Origin of the sequence: Sphingomonas sp. (assembly GCF_051962185.1) — a bacterium.
Lineage (GTDB): Bacteria > Pseudomonadota > Alphaproteobacteria > Sphingomonadales > Sphingomonadaceae > Sphingomonas.
In genome coordinates this window covers 1-17,496 of record NZ_JBQCCN010000002.1, presented here as the reverse complement: position 1 = coordinate 17,496, position 17,496 = coordinate 1, and the positions used below count along the sequence as shown (strand labels likewise).

The 17,496-nt window shown below is 66.9% G+C and carries 13 protein-coding genes and 1 pseudogene; 8 read left to right on the top strand and 6 right to left on the bottom strand.

The features are described 5' to 3' along the window. The 3 genes from ACTHJR_RS00085 to kdpF form a co-directional block, all read right to left on the bottom strand. Nucleotides 1-1,014, bottom strand: a 1,014-nt coding sequence (locus ACTHJR_RS00085; protein ID WP_440520986.1) for an HAD-IC family P-type ATPase, incomplete at its 3' end; no start/stop codon positions are given. Nucleotides 1,015-1,043: 29 nt separating this feature from the next. Continuing rightward, complete coding sequence (gene kdpA / locus ACTHJR_RS00080) at nucleotides 1,044-2,747, bottom strand: potassium-transporting ATPase subunit KdpA (RefSeq protein WP_440520985.1); 1,704 nt, start codon at nucleotides 2,745-2,747, stop codon at nucleotides 1,044-1,046. 10 nt (nucleotides 2,748-2,757) lie between these two features. Then, nucleotides 2,758-2,847 carry a K(+)-transporting ATPase subunit F gene (gene kdpF, locus ACTHJR_RS00075; protein ID WP_440520984.1) on the bottom strand — a complete coding sequence of 30 codons (90 nt, stop codon included), beginning with the start codon at nucleotides 2,845-2,847 and terminating at the stop codon, nucleotides 2,758-2,760. A gap of 301 nt (nucleotides 2,848-3,148) precedes the next feature. Here kdpF and ACTHJR_RS00070 point away from each other — a divergent pair, with 301 nt between their 5' ends. The 3 genes from ACTHJR_RS00070 to ACTHJR_RS00060 all read left to right on the top strand — a co-directional run bounded on the left by ACTHJR_RS00070 (nucleotide 3,149) and on the right by ACTHJR_RS00060 (nucleotide 8,279). After that, on the top strand, nucleotides 3,149-5,773 hold the full coding sequence (locus ACTHJR_RS00070; RefSeq protein WP_440520982.1) for a DUF4118 domain-containing protein: 2,625 nt from the start codon (nucleotides 3,149-3,151) through the stop codon (nucleotides 5,771-5,773). 144 nt (nucleotides 5,774-5,917) lie between these two features. Next, nucleotides 5,918-6,517: an alpha/beta hydrolase gene (locus tag ACTHJR_RS00065; protein WP_440520981.1), complete on the top strand. Its 600-nt coding sequence runs from the start codon at nucleotides 5,918-5,920 to the stop codon at nucleotides 6,515-6,517. 52 nt (nucleotides 6,518-6,569) lie between these two features. Then, nucleotides 6,570-8,279: an ATP-binding cassette domain-containing protein gene (locus ACTHJR_RS00060; RefSeq protein WP_440520980.1), complete on the top strand. Its 1,710-nt coding sequence runs from the start codon at nucleotides 6,570-6,572 to the stop codon at nucleotides 8,277-8,279. Between the two features lie 155 nt (nucleotides 8,280-8,434). Here ACTHJR_RS00060 and ypfJ read toward each other — a convergent pair whose 3' ends face one another. Continuing rightward, entirely contained in the window at nucleotides 8,435-9,355 is a 921-nt protein-coding gene (ypfJ, locus tag ACTHJR_RS00055) for a KPN_02809 family neutral zinc metallopeptidase (RefSeq protein ID WP_440520979.1), read from the bottom strand. A 106-nt stretch (nucleotides 9,356-9,461) separates the two neighbouring features. Between ypfJ and ACTHJR_RS00050 the strand changes: the two genes are divergently transcribed. From ACTHJR_RS00050 to ACTHJR_RS00040, 3 genes are all read left to right on the top strand, one after another. Continuing rightward, a complete protein-coding gene (locus tag ACTHJR_RS00050) occupies nucleotides 9,462-10,595 on the top strand; it encodes a patatin-like phospholipase family protein (RefSeq protein ID WP_440520978.1) in 1,134 nt (377 codons plus the stop codon). Between the two features lie 15 nt (nucleotides 10,596-10,610). Then, nucleotides 10,611-11,396, top strand: a complete 786-nt coding sequence (locus tag ACTHJR_RS00045; RefSeq protein ID WP_440520977.1) for a 3-hydroxybutyrate dehydrogenase — start codon at nucleotides 10,611-10,613, stop codon at nucleotides 11,394-11,396. Between the two features lie 85 nt (nucleotides 11,397-11,481). After that, the gene (locus ACTHJR_RS00040) at nucleotides 11,482-12,066 is read left to right on the top strand and encodes a DUF4893 domain-containing protein (RefSeq protein WP_440520976.1); all 585 of its coding nucleotides are present in this window, start codon (nucleotides 11,482-11,484) and stop codon (nucleotides 12,064-12,066) included. 4 nt (nucleotides 12,067-12,070) lie between these two features. On the opposite strand, the gene ACTHJR_RS00035 is transcribed toward ACTHJR_RS00040, so the two are convergent. Then, nucleotides 12,071-12,640, bottom strand: a complete 570-nt coding sequence (locus ACTHJR_RS00035; protein ID WP_440520975.1) for a hypothetical protein — start codon at nucleotides 12,638-12,640, stop codon at nucleotides 12,071-12,073. A gap of 311 nt (nucleotides 12,641-12,951) precedes the next feature. Between ACTHJR_RS00035 and ACTHJR_RS00030 the strand changes: the two genes are divergently transcribed. Beyond that, a complete protein-coding gene (locus ACTHJR_RS00030) occupies nucleotides 12,952-14,343 on the top strand; it encodes a helix-turn-helix domain-containing protein (protein ID WP_440520974.1) in 1,392 nt (463 codons plus the stop codon). Nucleotides 14,344-14,576: 233 nt separating this feature from the next. After that, nucleotides 14,577-16,172 (top strand): isocitrate lyase, encoded by a 1,596-nt coding sequence (locus ACTHJR_RS00025; RefSeq protein ID WP_440520973.1) that lies wholly within the window; start codon nucleotides 14,577-14,579, stop codon nucleotides 16,170-16,172. Nucleotides 16,173-16,563: 391 nt separating this feature from the next. Here the strand turns inward: ACTHJR_RS00025 and ACTHJR_RS00020 are convergent. Continuing rightward, nucleotides 16,564-17,496: pseudogene (locus tag ACTHJR_RS00020) on the bottom strand (hypothetical protein); the annotation flags it as partial.

The window sequence follows — 17,496 nt, the reverse complement described above, 5'->3', positions numbered from 1 at the left end:
GCGGCCCTCGGGAGTCTCGTCGGCCAGGCTGGCGACCATCGCCGCCTCGGCCAGGGTCTTCGTCTCGACCCCGGTCAGCGGGCGGAACTCGCTCGCCTGGCGGTCGCCGATCGTGATCGTGCCGGTCTTGTCGAGCAGCAGCGTATCGACGTCGCCAGCCGCCTCGACCGCGCGGCCCGATTTGGCGAGCACGTTGAAGCGGATCAGCCGGTCCATGCCGGCTATACCGATCGCAGATAGCAAGGCGGCGATGGTGGTCGGGATGAGCGTGATCAGCAAGGCGGCGAGAATGGCCACCGGTACGCTGCCGCCGGCATAGCTGGCGAAGCCCGGGATCGTGCCGACCGCGATCAGGAAGATGATCGTCAGCCCGACGAGCAGGATGGTCAGTGCGATCTCGTTCGGCGTCTTCTGTCGCTCGGCGCCTTCGACCAGGGCGATCATGCGGTCGAGGAATCCCTGGCCCGGCTCCTGCGTCACGCGGACCCTGATCCGGTCCGAGATGACGCGGGTGCCCGCGGTCACCGCCGAGCGGTCGCCGCCCGCTTCGCGGATGACCGGCGCGGATTCGCCGGTGATCGCGGCTTCGTTGACGCTGGCGACGCCCTCGACCACTTCGCCGTCGGCGGGAATCAGGTCGCCGGTCTCGACCAGCACCAGTTCGTCCTTCTGGAGCCGCCAGGCCTCGACCATGCCCCAGGTGTCGCCGACCCCGGTTAGGCGCTTGGCCTGGAGCTCGGACTTGGTGGCGCGCAGGCTCGCCGCCTGGGCGCGGCCGCGGCCCTCGGCCAAGGCTTCGGCGAAGGTGCCGAACAAGACGGTCAGCCACAGCCAGACGATCAACTGGAGCTGGAACCCGATCGGCAGCTTCTCGCCACCCAGCGCCAGCAGCACGGTCAGCAGCAGCGCCACCACCGCGGTGGTGAACAGCACCGGGTTGCGGATCAGCGCGCGCGGGTCGAGCTTCCTGAACGAATCCCCGATCGCCGGGACGACCAACCTGGTCGAGAACATGGAGGATGCGATTGTCATCGTGATTGTCCTCAGAAAAGCTGGCCGTGGATCATCGCGAGATGATCGGCGATCGGACCGAGCGCGAGGCTGGGGAGAAAGGTGAGACCGCCCAGGATCAGGATGATCCCGACCAGTAGCCCGACCCACAGTCCGCCGGTGGTCGGGAACGACCCGGCGCTGGCGGGAATGTGCTTCTTGGCGGCGAGGCTGCCGGCGATGGCGAGCACGGGGACGATCATGAAGAAGCGTCCGACCCACATCGCGACGCCGAGCAGCCCATTGTACCAGGGCGTCCCCGCCGAGAGCCCGGCGAAAGCGGAGCCGTTGTTCGCGGTCGCCGAGCTGAACGCGTAGAGGATCTCGCTGAACCCGTGCGGGCCCTTGTTGAGGGGGCCGGCGAGTCCGTCGGACATGACAGCGGACAAAGCGGTAAAGCCGAGGATGGAGAGCGGCAGCACCGCGATCGCCAGCACCGCGAGCTTGACCTCGCGCGCCTCGATCTTCTTGCCGACATATTCCGGCGTGCGGCCGACCATCAGCCCGGCGACGAACACCGCCAGGATGGCGAACAGCAGGAAGCCGTACATGCCCGCGCCGACGCCGCCGATGACGACCTCCCCGAGTTGCATGTTGAACAGCGGGACCAGGCCGCCCAGCGCCGTCATGCTGTCGTGCATCGCGTTGACCGCGCCGCACGAGGCGGCAGTGGTGACCGCGGCGAACAGCGCCGAGGCGGCGGTGCCGAAGCGGACTTCCTTGCCTTCCATGTTGGGACCGGCGAGGCCCATATGGTGGAGCACCGGATTGCCGGCGGCCTCCTGCCAATAGGCGACGGTGACGCCGGCCACGAACAGGATGGTCATCGCGCCCAGGATCGCCCAGCCCTGGCGCGTGTCGCCGACTGCCTTGCCGAACGTGTAGGTGAGGCCGCCGCCGATCGCGAAGATCGACATCATCTCGACCAGATTGGTCAGCGCGGAAGGGTTCTCGAACGGATGCGCCGAATTGGCGTTGAAGAAGCCGCCGCCATTGGTGCCGAGCATCTTGATCGCTTCCTGGCTGGCGACCGGACCGAGCGAGATGGTCTGTTTTGCACCTTCGAGCGTCTTCGCATCGACCGACATGGCCAGCGTCTGCGGCACGCCGCTCAGCACGAGATAGAGGGCGTAGACGACGCAGATCGGCAGCAGGACGTAGAGCGTGACCCGCGTCAGGTCGGCCCAGAAATTGCCAACTCCGCTGGCTTGCCGCCGCGCGAAGCCGCGGAATAAAGCGAAGGCGACGGCGATACCGGTCGCCGCGCTCAGGAAATTGTGGATGGTCAGCGCCAGCATCTGGCTGAGGTTCGAGATCGAGCCCTCGCCGACATACCATTGCCAATTGGTGTTGGTGACGAAGCTGATCGCGGTGTTCATCGCCCCGTCGGCGCCGAGCCCGGGCAGCCCGCGCTGGTTGAGCGGCAGCCAGCCCTGCGCGCGCAGCAGGGCATAGGTGAGGAGCGCGGTGACCAGCTGGAACACCAGCATGTGCACGGCGTAGCGCCGCCAGCCCTGGTCGGCCTGGGGATCGATTCCCGACACTTTGTAGAAACCGCGCTCGACCGGCCCGAGCACCGCGTGGAGCGGCGTGCGGCGCCCTTCGTAGAGCGCGAACAACCACAGCCCGATCGGCTTGGCCAGCGCTCCCAGGAGCGCGATGAAGAGCGCGATCAGCGCCCATCCCTGCGAGGTCATGATGGTATCCTCAGAACCGTTCGGGCCGTACGAGGACGGCGACGAGATAGATCAGGAGGGCGGCCGCGGTCAGCCCGGCGACGGCGAGATGGAAGGTCATCTCATGCCTCGTCGCACAGACGCACATAAGCGAGCGTCGCCAGGAACAGCCCGCCGAGCACGGCGAGCCAGAGGATGTCGGACATGCTGGGCCTCCGATGGAACAATCCGCCAAATAGGAGGCCGGGGCATTAAGGTTCGCGGGCGAAACGATGCGCGCGGCATTAAGAAGCCGTTAGTTTTGGCCCTAATCCGTCATGCCGGGCTTGTCCCGGCATCCACCGTGCAGCACATCCCCAACCGAAGGAAAAGCGGCGCGGTGGACCCCGGCACAAGGCCGGTGTGACGGTCGCAGGAATGGCATGGCCGACGACACCAACCGCCCGTCTCCCGACGCGCTGCTTCGCGCCGCGAAGGCGGAGGAGCGCGGACGGCTCAAGATCTTCCTCGGCGCGGCGCCGGGCGTCGGCAAGACGTTCGAGATGCTCCAGGAAGGTGCCGAGCGGCAGCGCGATGGTACCGACGTGGTCGTCGCAATGGTCGAGACGCATGGCCGTGCCGAGACCGAGGCGCTGGTCGCGCCGCTCGAGGTGATCGCGCGGCGCTCGCTCGACTATCAGCGCCACAAGCTCGACGAGATGGATCTCGACGCCGTCCTCGCGCGGCGGCCGCAGCTCGCGCTGGTCGACGAATTCGCGCACACCAACGCGCCCGGCAGCCGCCATCCCAAAAGATGGCAGGATGTCATGGAACTGCTCGATGCCGGGATCGACGTCTACACCACGCTCAACGTCCAGCATGTCGAGAGCCTCAACGACGTCGTCGCGAGCTTCACGCGCGTCCGCGTGCGCGAGACGGTGCCCGACAGCGTGTTCGACGGCGCCGAAGTCGAAATGGTCGACCTGCCGCCTGACGAGCTGATCGACCGGCTCAAGGCGGGCAAGGTCTATATTCCCGCCGAAGCGACGCGCGCGCTCGATCGCTTCTTCTCCAAGGCCAATCTGTCGGCGCTGCGCGAGATGGCGTTGCGGCGGGCCGCGCTCAGTGTCGACCAGGCGCTGACCGAGCATCTCGACATTCACGCGGTCACCGGCACCTACGCCGGCGGCGAACGCGTGCTGGTTGCGGTGAGCGAACTGCCCGGTGCCGAGACATTGGTGCGCTCCGCCAAGCGGTTGGCCGACGCCTTGAAGGCGCCGTGGCAAGCGGTGTTCATCGAAACGCCGCGCGCCGCGGGGTTCGGCGAGGAGCAACGCCGGCAGGTCGCGGATACGCTGGGGCTCGCCGCGGGTCTCGGCGCGACGATTGCGACCATCCCCGCCGAAAATGTCGCCGCCGGCCTGCGCGAACAGATCGCCGAGGCGCGGATCACCCAGCTCGTCATCGGCAAGTCGAGCCGCAGCTGGTGGTTCGCGCTGCGCCACGGGTCGGTGGTCGAGTCGATGCTCGCCGCGGGCGAAGGGCTGGCGGTCCATGTCATCCCAGCGGGGGAGGCGCCGCCCCGCATCAGGACGAATATCGCGCGCGACGACTGGAGCCTTGCCGTCAACGCTTTCGCGGCGATGGGGCTGGTCGCACTTACTACCGTCATCGCCAAGCTCGTACAGCCGTGGATCGGGGGCGGGGGGATCGACCTCATCTATCTGCTCCCGGTCATCCTTGCCTCGGCGCGGTTGGGATTGTGGCCGGGAGTTGCGACCGGCGTGATGTCGGGCCTCGCGTATAATTTCTTCTTCCTGCCACCGCTTTACACGTTCACCGTCGCCGACCCGCAAAGCGTGCTGACGATGTTCGTGCTGATCGGCATCGCGACCTTCACCGCCAATCTGACAGGTCGGCTCAAGATTCGAGCGACGATCGGTGCGCGGAGTGCGCAGGAAAATGCGGCGGTGGCGGGGTTCGGCCAGGCGCTCGCACGCGCATCCGATTGGCAGAGCACCAGCCAGACGATCTGCGGTGAAGCGGCGCACCTGCTCGGCGTGACCGTGATCCTGCTTGACCAGCGCGACGGTGAACTCGAGTGCGTCGCTTCCGCGCCAGGCCCCGCGCCCGGGCTGGGGGCGGTCGATCGTGCGGCCGCCGATCGGGCGTGGAGCAAGGGCGAGGCGACCGGTGTCGGTACCGCCACACTCGTTTCCGCCGATTGGCAGTTCCAGCCGCTCAAGACCTCGCTCGGCGTACTAGGGGTGGTCGGGTTGCTGGCCGAGGATGGCGGCGACCCGGTCGGCGCCGGGCGCGCGGTTCTGCTGACCACGCTGCTCGGTCAGGCGGCGCTGGCGCAGGAACGATTGAAGCTCGAAGACCAATTGCGCGACGTCTCGGTGCTGCGCGAGCGCGACCGGCTGCGCGCCGCCCTGCTATCCTCGATCGGGCACGATCTCCGTACGCCATTGACCTCGGTCGCCGCCTCGGTGGATGCGTTGGCGCGGCAACATCCCGATGCGACCGCGGTACCGGTGGCGCGTGCCGATATCGCGCGGCTCAGGCGCTTCCTCGACAATCTGCTCGACATGGTGCGGATCGATACCGGCGCGCTGGCGATATCGATCGAGCCGGTCGACCTGACCGACGCGGTGGCGAGCGCAGTCCATGATCTCAAGGATTTGCTGCGCGCGACGCATATCGATCTGCAAGTTCCGGTCGACCTGCCGCTGGTGCCGGCGGACGCCACATTGCTCCATCATGTCCTCATCAACCTACTCGCCAACGCCGCGATCCATGGCGGTGCCGGGCGGATCGCGATCCTTGGCCGGCGCGCGCCAGATGCGGTGGAATTGACCGTGCGCGATCATGGTCCCGGACTGGAGCCGGGATCGGAAAAACGGGTGTTCGATACCTTCGTCCAGGGGCGCGGCAGCGATCGCGTCGGCGGCAGCGGCCTGGGACTCGCCATCGCCAGGGGATTCGCCGAAGCGATGCAAGTCGCCATCTCGGCGCGCAACCATCCCGAAGGTGGCGCAGAGTTCACTCTTCGCTTCACGATCTAAAATCCGGCTCTGCCCAATCTCGATTCATCGCATGAGCGATTGCATAGCGGATCGATCGGAATAACTTTCCGCTGGTGGGCGACGCCGAGTCGGCGGGCCCAGGAGAGGACACTGGCGACCGCGCCCGTTTGGGAGAGTGCCGTCATGGATCGCGACTTCGACACGTCGTTCGACAAGCCCATTCCGATCATCGTCTCGGTCAAGGGCGATTCCCCGATCGCCGCCCCCTTGAAGCGGGTCGAGCTGGACCTGACGCGTTTTCACAGCGGACGCTGGGCGTTGCAGCTCGACGCCGTGATGGCCAAGCGCGCCGAGCCGGCGGTGATCCTGGCGCAAGGCGTGGCCTGCCTGGCCGTCGCCTGGTGGGCGCAATTGTCGCCGCGCAGCTATCTGACCAATATCCGCGGCGCGATCTTGTTGTCGCCATTGAGCTATGGTTTCGGCCAGTCGGCCATGGCGCGCAACGTCAGGACGAGCCCCGGTACCAAGCTGCCGTTCCCTTCGATCGTCGCTTGCGATCCGTCGCCGGCGGTCGAGCAGGTGCTCGCGCTGGCGGATGGCTGGGGCAGCCGCTTCGTCGATACGAGCAGTCTGGCGACCGGTGGTCCGAGCAATCGGCGATCGGCCGGCAGCCACGCCGAGGAACGGCTGGTCGACCTGCTGACGAGCCTGGGCAATGACGTGTTCGCGCACGCAGCGCCGGCTGGCGTCGACCTCGAGCAGCGTCTCGCCCTGGCCGACTGAAAGCCGCCGATCGTGCGGTGACAGCGCCGCGCTTCGACCCTAACAAGGGCCGGTGACCGGGGGCGAGAGGAACGGCGTTCAAACGCTGCGCGTGATGCTGGCGACGACGCGCGCGCTCGCCACGATGAGCCCGCGGCGCACGGCGGGAGCGCTGCTCCTGGCGCTGGCAGGGGCCGCCGTCGAAGGCGCGGGACTGCTATTGCTCGTTCCCATCCTCGGCGTCCTGACCGGTCGCGGGCCCGCCTGGATCTATCGGCTGGCCGCGCATTGGGGCGTCGGCGACAAGGCGCATCTGGTCGGCTGGATGATGGGCGGCTTCATGGTCATGATGGTCGTGCGCGGGCTGGTGCTCTATGCGCGCGACCTGTCGATGCAATCGCTCCAGGCGCGGTTCATCGATGCCGAGCGGTTGCGCGTATTGCGCGCCTTGGCGGTGGCGCCGTGGAAGGAGATCGCGGCGCTCGACCACTCGCGGATGACGACCTTGATCGGGATCGACGTGATGCGGATCGGGGTCACCGCCCAGCAATTGATCCAGATGACGGTGGCGATCATCTCGTCGCTCGTGGCGCTCGCCGTGGTGGCGACGCTCGCGCCGATGCTCGCGCTGATCGCGGCGGGGGCGATGCTGCTCGGCGGGGCATTGATCGTGCTCAACCAGACACGCAACCACCAGACCGGCGAACAGGCGATGCGCGCCGGACAGAACATGATGAGCAACGCCAGCAGTTTCCTCGGCGGGCTCAAGATCGCCGCCGCACAACAGATGCGGGCCCGTTTCGTCGAGGAATTCGCCGCGTCGCAATCGGTGTCGCGGAGGCGGCAATTGTGGTTCCAGCGCGACCAGGCGCGCGCGCGACTGTGGTTTTCGCTGGGGTCCGCTGTGGCGCTGGCCGCAGTGGTGCTGGCCGGGATCAACGCGATGGGCATCGCGCCCGAACGGCTGATCATCGTCGTGCTGGTGTTCGGGCGGATGGTCGGCCCGGCCCAGGCGATCCAGCAGGCGGTGCAACAGGTCGCTTATGGCGTCCCGGCGTTCGAAGCGGTGCGCGCCGCCGAGCGTCATTTCGGCGCGTTCGAAGCGCGCGAGGAAGATCGCCCGCCACCCGGCTCGATCCAGCTCTCGCATGTAACCTATCGCCATCCCGGCGGCGGCGGGGTCGGCGACGCCACGCTGACCATCGCGGAAGGAGCGGTCACCGGGCTGACCGGCGCCAGCGGCGGCGGCAAGACGACCCTGGTTGACATCATCACCGGCCTGCTCGAGCCGCAATCGGGGACGATCACCGTCGGCGGCCGGCCGCTCGGTGGCGGCTGGGGTGGGGCGATCGCCTATGTCCCGCAGGACGGCTTCCTATTCCACGATAGTGTGCGGCGCAACCTCGACTGGGGTGACGAGACGATCGGCGAGGAGGCGATGCATGCGGCGATCGACGCGGTCGGCGCCACGGCGATCGTCGCGCGAATGCCGAACGGGCTCGACAGCGTGGTCGGTGAGCGCGGGGCCTTGTTGTCGGGCGGCGAGCGCCAGCGCCTGGCGATCGCCCGTGCGCTGTTGCGCAAGCCGCGGCTGTTGGTGCTCGACGAGGCGACCAACGCGATCGACCAGGCGAGCGAAGGCGACCTGCTGACGCGGCTGGCGGCGCTCGACCCGCGCCCCACCATCCTGATCGTGGCGCATCGCGATTCGAGCTTGCGGCTGTGCGACACGCTGGTGCGGGTCGATGACGGCGTGGCGCGGGTGGTGGGCAACAGCGCCTGAGGGGCGGCAAAACCTCACAACCGTCATGCCGGGTTTGTCCCGGCACCCACCGCGCAGATTAGGGATGGACAAGAGGTTCCAGCCTCTCCGGTGCGGCCCGGCAGACTCCGGCACAAGGCCGGGGTGACGGTTGGGAGTTTATTCGCCGACCGCCCTCAAATCGCTCCCGCGAACGTATCGCACTGGCGATAATCGCCGGTGTCGATCCCGCGTTTCAGCCAGGTCATGCGCTGCTGCGAGGTGCCATGGGTGAAGGTGTCGGGCATCACGCGGCCCTGCGTTTCCTTCTGCAGCGTATCGTCGCCGATCGCCTTGGCCGCGGTCATGCCTTCCTGCAGGTCGTCGGGATCCATGCGGTCGCGGTTCTGCGCCGCCCAGACACCGGCGAAACAATCGGCCTGGAGCTCGAGCATGACCGACAGATGGTTGCCGTCCGCCTCGTTCGACTGGCGCTGCGCGCGCGACACGCGGTCGGAAATGCCCATCAGATTCTGGATGTGATGGCCGAATTCGTGCGCGATGACGTAATCCTGGGCGAAGTCGCCCGGCGCGCCGAAGCGCTGCGACAACTCCTGGAAGAAGCTGGTGTCGAGATAGATGCCTTGGTCGGTCGGGCAATAGAACGGGCCCATCGCCGATTGGGCGGCGCCGCAACCCGATTGGCCGTTGCCCGAATAGAACACCAGCTTGGGCGCGACGAAGCGCTGGCCCTGTTGCTGGAAGATCGCCGCCCAGGTCTTGTCCGCCGAACTGAAGGCGTTGCACGCGACCTTCGAGCTCGCGTCGAGGTTGCAGCTCGATCTGACATCGCTGCCGCCTGCGGAGCGGCTGGCGGTGGTCGGCGCATAGCTGCCGCCGGAGCCGCCGGTATCGGCGAAGTGCAGCCCGCCGCTCAGAAGGAAGAAGACACCGACCACCACCGCGACGCCCAGGCAGCCGAAGCGGTTGAAGATGAAGGGCAGGAAGGCGAACAACAGCCCGCCGCCGCCTCCACCGCCGCCAAATCCCCCGAAGCCGCCACCCTGGCCGCGCTGATCCTCGACATTGATGTTGGGATCGTAATCGTCGAGCCGCATCCGCTGCCCCTTCGTCGTTTTCGTTGCGTATCAAAATGCGCGCCAATGCCCTGGGTTGCAATCGGGCGATTGATCGACTCGCGCGCTTGGCCCATGCGCTCTCGCGATGGCCGAAGCCCGACCCCGCCGCCGCGCCAAGGCGCTTCCGCTGCCCGATCAGGTGGCGCTGGTGCTGCAGGGCGGCGGCGCGCTCGGCAGCTATCAGGCCGGGGTGATCGAGGGGCTGGAGGCGAACGGCATCGAGCTCGACTGGGTCGCCGGCATCTCGATCGGCGCGATCAACGCCGCGCTGGTCGCGGGCAACCCGCCCGAGCGGCGGGTCGCGCGGCTGACCGCGTTCTGGGACAAGGTGACGAGTTCGCTGCCCAGCTTCCCGATCTTTCCCGAGGATACGGTGCGCGAGGCGCTGCACGAATGGTCGGCGGGATTCGTCATGCTGGCGGGCGTGCCGGGCTTTTTCACGCCGCGCATGGTGCCGCCGGTGATGGCGGCGCCGGGGACCAGCGCCGCACTCAGTTTCTATGACAGCGCGCCGTTGCGCGACACGCTCAACGAGCTGGTCGACTGGGATTTGCTCAACCATGGACCGGTGCGGCTCTCGGTCGGCGCGGTCGATGTCGAGAATGGCAATTTCCGCTATTTCGACAACCGTCTCGACCGCATCGACGCGCGGCACATCATGGCCTCGGGCGCGCTGCCGCCGGGCCTGCCGCCGGTCGAGATCGATGGGCGGCTATGGTGGGACGGTGGGCTCGTGTCGAACACGCCGCTCAGCCATGTGCTCGACCATCAAGGCGACGATCTGCTGGTATTCCAGGTAGATCTGTTCCCGTCGATCGCGGCGCCGCCGCGGACGATCATGGACGTCATGGCGCGCGAGAAGGAAATACGCTTCTCCAGCCGCTCGCGCGAGATATCGACCCAGTTGATGCGGCTGCGCAAGGATCGCGAGATCGCGCGGCGCGTGCTCGCCAAATTGCCGCCGGAAATGGGCAACGATCCCGATGTCACCGCGCTAGCCGAACGCTCGGCCGAATATCCGGTCAACCTCGTCCATTTGATCTATCGCGCCAACGCCTGGGAAGGCGGGGCGCGCGACTTCGAATTTTCGGCGCGGACGATGCGCGAGCATTGGCAGGCCGGCCGCGGCGACGTCGAGGCGACGATGGCCAATGCCGAACTGGTCGCCGAGAACATCATCGACGGCAAGACCGCCGCCTTCGATCTCACCCCCCGCTAAGCAACGGAGAAGTCCATGTTCCTCAAGGGCAAGAGCGCGATCGTCACTGGGTCCACCTCGGGCATCGGGCTCGCTTATGCCAAGGCGTTCGCGGCCGAGGGCGCGAGCGTGATGATCAACGGCTTCGGCGATGCCGCGGCGATCGAGCAGGAGCGCGCCGCATTGGAGGCGACCAGCGGCGCCAAGGCGCTGTACGACGCCGCCGATATGACCAAGGCGGAGGCGATCGAGGCGATGGTCAAGCGCTGCCATGACGAACTCGGCGGGCCCGACATCATCGTCAACAATGCCGGCATCCAGCATGTCGCGCCGATCGACGAATTCCCGACCGACAAATGGAACGCGATCATCGCCATCAACCTGACCAGCGCGTTCCACATGATGCACGCCGCGATCCCATACATGAAGGCGGCAAAATGGGGGCGGATCATCTCGACCGCGTCTGCGCACAGTCTGGTCGCGAGTCCCAACAAATCGGCCTATGTCGCGGCCAAACACGGCATCGCCGGCCTGACCAAGACCGCCGCGCTCGAGGTCGCCACGCACGGCATCACGGTCAACGCGATTTCGCCCGGCTATGTCTGGACGCCGCTGGTCGAGAACCAGATCCCCGACACGATGAAGGCGCGGGGCCTGACCCGCGAGCAAGTGATGAACGACGTGCTGCTCGCCGCCCAGCCGACCAAGGAATTCGTCACGCCGGAGCAGGTCGCGGCGCTCGCCGTCTTCCTGTGCCGCGACGAGGCGAAATCGATCACCGGCGCCAACATGACCGTCGACGGCGGCTGGACCGCGGCCTGACGTATCGCCTGCGCAACCAACCGCCGAATGGTTGGTTGTCGAGTTCATGAGAAGGTCGCATTTCGGGGCGCTGGGGAGCGCCCTGTTGGTTCTTTGCGTCGCGGCCGCGCCGGCGATGGCGAGGGAGGATGTCCCGGCCGATTGGCACAAGGTCGCGACTCCGGCCGACCGCGGACGGCTGCGTACCTGGCGCCAGGCCTGGACCGAGGCGCTGGCCAAGGCGCGGGCGGCGGGTCACGGTCGGGAAATTGCCGCGCAGGGGGCGTTATTCGATCCCGATCGCGCGCTGGCCGGCGCCAAGCCGCCGGCGGGCGATTATCGCTGCCGTGTGTTCAAGCTGGGCGGGCAGCGGCCCGGCAATCGCGATTTCGTCGCGTATCCGCCGTTCCGCTGTCGCATCGACCCGGAGGGCCAAACGCTCAGTTTCTACAAGATCGGCGGCTCGCAACGGCCGGTCGGACTGGTGTTCGACGATGGCGGGTATCGCCAGATCTTCCTGGGCACGCTGATGCTCGGCGATGAGCGTGGCGCGATCGATTATGGTCGTGACGCCAGCCGCGACATGGCCGGGCTGGTCGAGCGGATAGGGCCTCATCGCTGGCGGATGGTGCTGCCCTATCCGCATTTCGAATCCCTGCTCGACGTGATCGAACTGGTGCCGATGCGGTAGTCGATCAGCGCGCCGCGGCGCGTGCGGCACCGTAGAAAGTCTTCGCATTGGCCTCGACCCGGATAACCTGCGGATTCATCGCCAGCACCGACTCCAGAAACGCGTGCGGCTTCTTGACGAACTTCGGCTGGATCACGACCCGCAGGCCCGCGCGCCGGGCCGCCTCGGCGACGAAATGGACGCAATTGCGTTTGCTCGCGCTGTAGGTGTGGTTGCCCTTCTCTCCCCATTCGTCGGTCAGATGGAGGATCGAATCATATTGCGCGTCGGTCAGCCAGACCGAGAAATGGGCGAAGCTGCCCATGATGTAGCTGCGCGGCGTGAGATCGATCTTGCCCGGCACGTCGCCGAACAGGATCGCCGGCGAGATCACCTTGGCGGTGAAGCCGTAGGAGATATCGACCGGCCGGCCGCCGCGATCGGGCGTGCCGTCGAGCGTGAAGAAAGCGTGCGGGAACATCTGTCCTTCCTCGCGCGACCAGAAGGTGATGCGGACCTTGGCGGCGGCGGGCTGGGCGGAGAAGGCGATCGCGACGAACAGAAGCGCGATCGCGGTGCGGAGACGGACGTGCATGCGGGTGCTTTAACAAGCGGTTGGGGGTGAGGGGAGGATTTTCCGCAGCCAAAGAAAATGCCCGCCGAGGCGAACCTCGGCGGGCATCCTTTCCTCCCCAGGAAAGTCGGAAACCTTACAAAAACAGGCGGAAGCATCCTGTGTCGAAGCGGGAAGTGGCGGACTTCGATCGGGCAGGCGATACATATTGCGATGCAGCGAAGGTGTGGGTGTCGGTCGTTTGCAGCCGAAAGCCGGTAGCGATGTAAACTATTGACAAGACCGTCTGTCAACGGGATCGCTGGGCATCTGGCGACGATGATGGGGCGGGAATGGCGGAACGTAAATTGCTGGCGGGACACGCGGTCAGGCGGCTCAGACGGCGCGAAGGGCTGACCCAGGCGGCGATGGCCGAGATGCTCGCGATCTCGCCGAGCTATCTCAATCTCGTCGAGAAGAACCAGCGGCCGGTGTCGGCGGCGTTGCTGGTCAAGCTTGCGGAGACGTTCGATTTCGACCCGCGGACGCTGGCGGCGGGCGAGCCGGGCGGGGGCGCGGCGGCGATCCGTCGACGTTTGGCCGACCCGATGTTCGCCGACCTCGAGATAGACCGCAACGAGGTCGAGGAATGGCTGGCCGGCGCGCCGGGGGGCGCGGAGGCGTTCGCGCGTCTGTTCGATCGGTTGGGCCAGGGAACGGCGACAGGCGAGGCGAGCGGCGCGCCCGATGCCATCGCCGAGCTTCGGCGCGAGATCGAGCGGTGGCGCGGCCATTACGCCGATCTCGATGCGGCGGCCGAGGCGGTGGCCGACGAGCTCCGGCTGGGGGCGGGCGACCTGTACGGCGCGATCGCCGAGCGATTGCGGATCAAGCACCAGCTGACGATCAGGATCCTGCCGGTCGACGTCATGCCCGACCTGCTGCGCCGCACCGACCTCCATGCCCGGCAATTGCAATTGTCGGAGACGCTCGATGCCGCGAGCCGGACGTTCGCTGCGGCTTATCAATTGGGCCAGATCGAGGCGCGGCCGATGATCGAGGCTCTGGTCCAGGGCGCCGGCTTCGCCGATCGCGCGGGCGAGCGACTCTATCGCCGCTACCTCACCAGCTATTTCGCCGCCGCGGTGATGATGCCTTATGCCCGTTTCCTGCGGGCGTGCGAGGCGACCGGCTACGACCTCGAATTGCTGCAGCGCCGCTTCGGGGCCGGATTCGAACAGGTGGCGCACCGCCTGACCACGTTGCAGCGCGTCGGCGCGCGCGGCCTGCCGTTCTTCATGGTGCGGATCGACCGCGCGGGGCAGGTGTCGAAGCGCTTCTCCGGCGCGAGCGGCTCGCCGCTCGTCGAGAGCGATCGGCGGTGCCCGCTGTGGAAGGTGCATTCGAGCTTCGACCGGCCCGGCGACCTCGCCGTCCAGCTTGTCGAGCTCGAGGATGGCGGGCGCTGGCTGACGCTGTCGCGCACGGTGACCCCGCTGGGGCGCCGCTACGGCGCGGTCTCCGCTGAATTCTCGGTGGGGCTTGGCGTCTCGGCGGAACTGGCGGGGACGATGGCCGCGGCGCGCGGGATCGATCTCAAGGGAGAAGCGACGCCGATCGGCCTCGGTTGCCGTGCCTGCGCGCGTCCGGCATGCCCACAGCGCAGCGCCGCGCCGATCGCTCGCGCGTTGCTGGTCAACGAGCGTGAGCGCGGGGTGAGCCCATTCACCTTCGGAGGCGATTGATGAACGCGCGCCGACATTCGTCTGCTGGACCCCGCGATCGCGCTCTATGAAAGCCTCGCCGTGCGCGAGGAGAAGCTCCCGCTTCGACGTTTCGCTCTAGTAAAGTAAATTACATCAACACAACATTTTTAGCGCTATCTGGCACTGATTGACCGTGAATTGTCTCGGTGACGGAGGGCGGTGTTCTGTAAATCAGCGTACATATCTCGCATCAACACAAGCGAGGACGTACCGTGACCTACCAAGAAAGCATCGCGCAGACCGGCCAGCTGATTGCCAGCCACAATGGCACCTGGGACGGGATCAGCGCCGAGGCGGTGGCGCGGATGCAATTGCAGAACCGGTTCCGCACCGGGCTCGACATCGCCCGCTACACCGCCGCGATCATGCGCCGTGACATGGCGGCTTATGATGCCGATCCGGCCAAGTACACCCAGTCGCTCGGCTGCTGGCACGGCTTCATCGGTCAGCAGAAGATGATCAGCATCAAGAAGCATTTCGGCTCGACCGAGCGCCGCTACCTCTACCTCTCGGGCTGGATGGTCGCCGCGCTGCGCAGCGGGTTCGGGCCGCTGCCCGACCAGTCGATGCACGAGAAGACCAGCGTCCCCGCACTGATCGAGGAACTCTATACCTTCCTCCGTCAGGCCGATGCCCGCGAGCTGGGCATGCTGTTCCGCGACCTCGACAAGGCGCGTGACGCCGGCAATGAGGTCGAGGCGCAGCGCCTGCTCCACGCGATCGAGAACCACCAGACGCACGTCGTGCCGATCATCGCCGACATCGACGCCGGCTTCGGCAATGCCGAGGCGACCTATCTGCTGGCCAAGAAGATGATCGAGGCCGGCGCCTGCGCGCTGCAGATCGAGAACCAGGTCTCGGACGAGAAGCAGTGCGGGCACCAGGACGGCAAGGTCACCGTGCCGCACGAGGACTTCCTGGCGAAGGTCCGGGCCTGCCGCTACGCCTTCCTCGAACTCGGCGTCGAGGACGGGATCATCGTCACGCGCACCGACTCGCTGGGTGCCGGGCTGACCAAGCAGATCGCGATCAGCCACGCGCCGGGCGACCTCGGCGACCAATATAATTCGTTCCTCGATTGCGAGGAGATCGCGCTCGGCGACCTCAAGGCCGGCGACGTCGTGATCGAGCGCGATGGCAAGATCGTCCGCCCGAAGCGGCTCAAGTCGAACCTGTTCCAGTTCCGCGAAGGCACCGGCGCCGACCGCTGCGTGATGGACTGCATCGCCTCGCTGCAGAACGGCGCCGACCTGTTGTGGATCGAGACCGAGAAGCCGCATATCGAGCAGATCGCCTCGATGGTCGATCGCATCCGCGAGGTCGTGCCCAATGCCAAATTGGTCTACAACAACTCGCCCAGCTTCAACTGGACGCTCAATTTCCGCCAGCAGGTGTTCGACGCGTGGAGCGAGGCGGGCCGCGATGTCTCGGCGTACGATCGCGCCAAATTGATGAGCGCCGATTATGACGGCACCGAACTGGCGGTCGAGGCCGACGAGCGGATTCGTACCTTCCAGGCGGATGCGGCGAAGCGGGCCGGCATTTTCCATCATCTGATCACCTTGCCGACCTATCACACCGCGGCGCTGTCGACCGACAATCTGGCGAAGGAATATTTCGGCGGGGCGGGGATGCTGGGCTACGTCAAAAACGTCCAGCGCCAGGAAATCCGCCAGGGCATCGCCGCGGTGAAGCACCAGAACATGTCGGGCAGCGACCTGGGCGACGACCATAAGGAATATTTCGCGGGCGAGGCCGCGCTCAAGGCGGGCGGCGTCCACAATACGATGAACCAGTTCGCGGCGTGATCGAGCGGGATAGCCCGGCTATCCCGCGCCCGCGATCACGCCCGGCCGGCGGGGCTTCCAGCCTCGACCGACGGCGCGGCTTTGCCGCGGCGTCCCGGCCAAGGCCAGTTCGCCGCCTGACCTAGCGGCGACCGTTCGCCGCCTCAGCCCCCGCTTGCGGCGAGCCACGGGCGGCCCGGAGGATGTAGCCCCTCCGGGCCGTTTCGTTTTGTGGGGGAGGCGGCGTGATGCCGATGCCTCCAATCACGCTTCCCCGGCGAAGGCCGGGGCCCAGCTTCGGCGAATTCGAGACAGCATCCAGCCGTCGAGAGTGTGTCGCGATTGCCCCCGGCCGTCGCCGGGGAGGCGTATAGGCGGGTAGCGCCGTACGCTTGCCGATAATGGGGTGCAGTTATTCCCGCGCCAGCAACGCCTGCGCCGCGCCTTCCGCGTCGCCTTGCTCATCCTCGATCGTCACCACGACCTTGGCCAGCTCGCCGGTAAACGCGAACGGCGCCGTGTAATCCGACACCGGACTCGACCGGTCGTGCCCGATGTCGAGCCCCGACCAGCTGATGAAATTGACGAAGCCGAAGCGGATCGCGCCGCCGCCGATCGGCGCGCCGTCGCAGCGCAATTCGGCCTGGACGGGTGCGCCGTGCGCGACATGGACCGAGAAGACATGCTCGCCGGCCGGGACCGCCGCGTCCGACGAGACGATCTGATTCTCTCCGACATTGACGTCGAAATGCAACCGCCCGCCCTTGAGGTACAGGCTGTAGCCGCAGGTCGCGTCGCCATGCGCGATCAGCACGCCTTCGTCGCCCGGTTTCACCGTCGCATGCGCCTCGATCCGATAGGAACGTGCGCGCAGATCGGGCGCGATGTCGGTGGGGATGTGGCCCATGCCCTGGTGGAAAGTGAAGACGCGGCGGTCGCCGAGGCGGCGCGTGGCGTTCTCGGCGAAGCGTGGGCCGAACCGGTCGTCGAGCGGAAGGACCTGGTGCGCCTCCGCCTGCTGCCACCATAAGTCGATCAGCTCGGCGAGCTTCTCGGGGCGCTCGGCCGACAGATCATGTGTCTCGGCGAAGTCGCTATCGAGGTCGAACAATTCCCATTTGTCGGCGTCGTAAGGCGTGCCGGGCGGGTGGAACGCGACGGCTTTCCAGCCGCAGTGGATGATCCCGCGATGCCCGAACATCTCGAAATATTGCGGCGTGTCGCGCTCGGGCGCCGTTGCGTCGGTCAGCGAGGCCGCGAAGCTCACGCCCTCCAACGGCATTTGCGCGACACCGGCGACGCTGGCCGGTGCCCCGATCCCGATCAGATCGAGCAGCGTCGGAAC

What these genes read in the sequence shown, in the direction of transcription:
- kdpA (WP_440520985.1), bottom strand. Translation starts at nt 2,747, where the DNA reads ATGACCTCGCAGGGATGGGCGCTGATCGCGCTCTTCATCGCGCTCCTG.
- kdpF (WP_440520984.1), bottom strand. Translation starts at nt 2,847, where the DNA reads ATGACCTTCCATCTCGCCGTCGCCGGGCTGACCGCGGCCGCCCTCCTG.
- ACTHJR_RS00070 (WP_440520982.1), top strand. Translation starts at nt 3,149, where the DNA reads ATGGCCGACGACACCAACCGCCCGTCTCCCGACGCGCTGCTTCGCGCC.
- ACTHJR_RS00065 (WP_440520981.1), top strand. Translation starts at nt 5,918, where the DNA reads ATGGATCGCGACTTCGACACGTCGTTCGACAAGCCCATTCCGATCATC.
- ypfJ (WP_440520979.1), bottom strand. Translation starts at nt 9,355, where the DNA reads ATGCGGCTCGACGATTACGATCCCAACATCAATGTCGAGGATCAGCGC.
- ACTHJR_RS00050 (WP_440520978.1), top strand. Translation starts at nt 9,462, where the DNA reads ATGGCCGAAGCCCGACCCCGCCGCCGCGCCAAGGCGCTTCCGCTGCCC.
- ACTHJR_RS00045 (WP_440520977.1), top strand. Translation starts at nt 10,611, where the DNA reads ATGTTCCTCAAGGGCAAGAGCGCGATCGTCACTGGGTCCACCTCGGGC.
- ACTHJR_RS00035 (WP_440520975.1), bottom strand. Translation starts at nt 12,640, where the DNA reads ATGCACGTCCGTCTCCGCACCGCGATCGCGCTTCTGTTCGTCGCGATC.
- ACTHJR_RS00030 (WP_440520974.1), top strand. Translation starts at nt 12,952, where the DNA reads ATGGCGGAACGTAAATTGCTGGCGGGACACGCGGTCAGGCGGCTCAGA.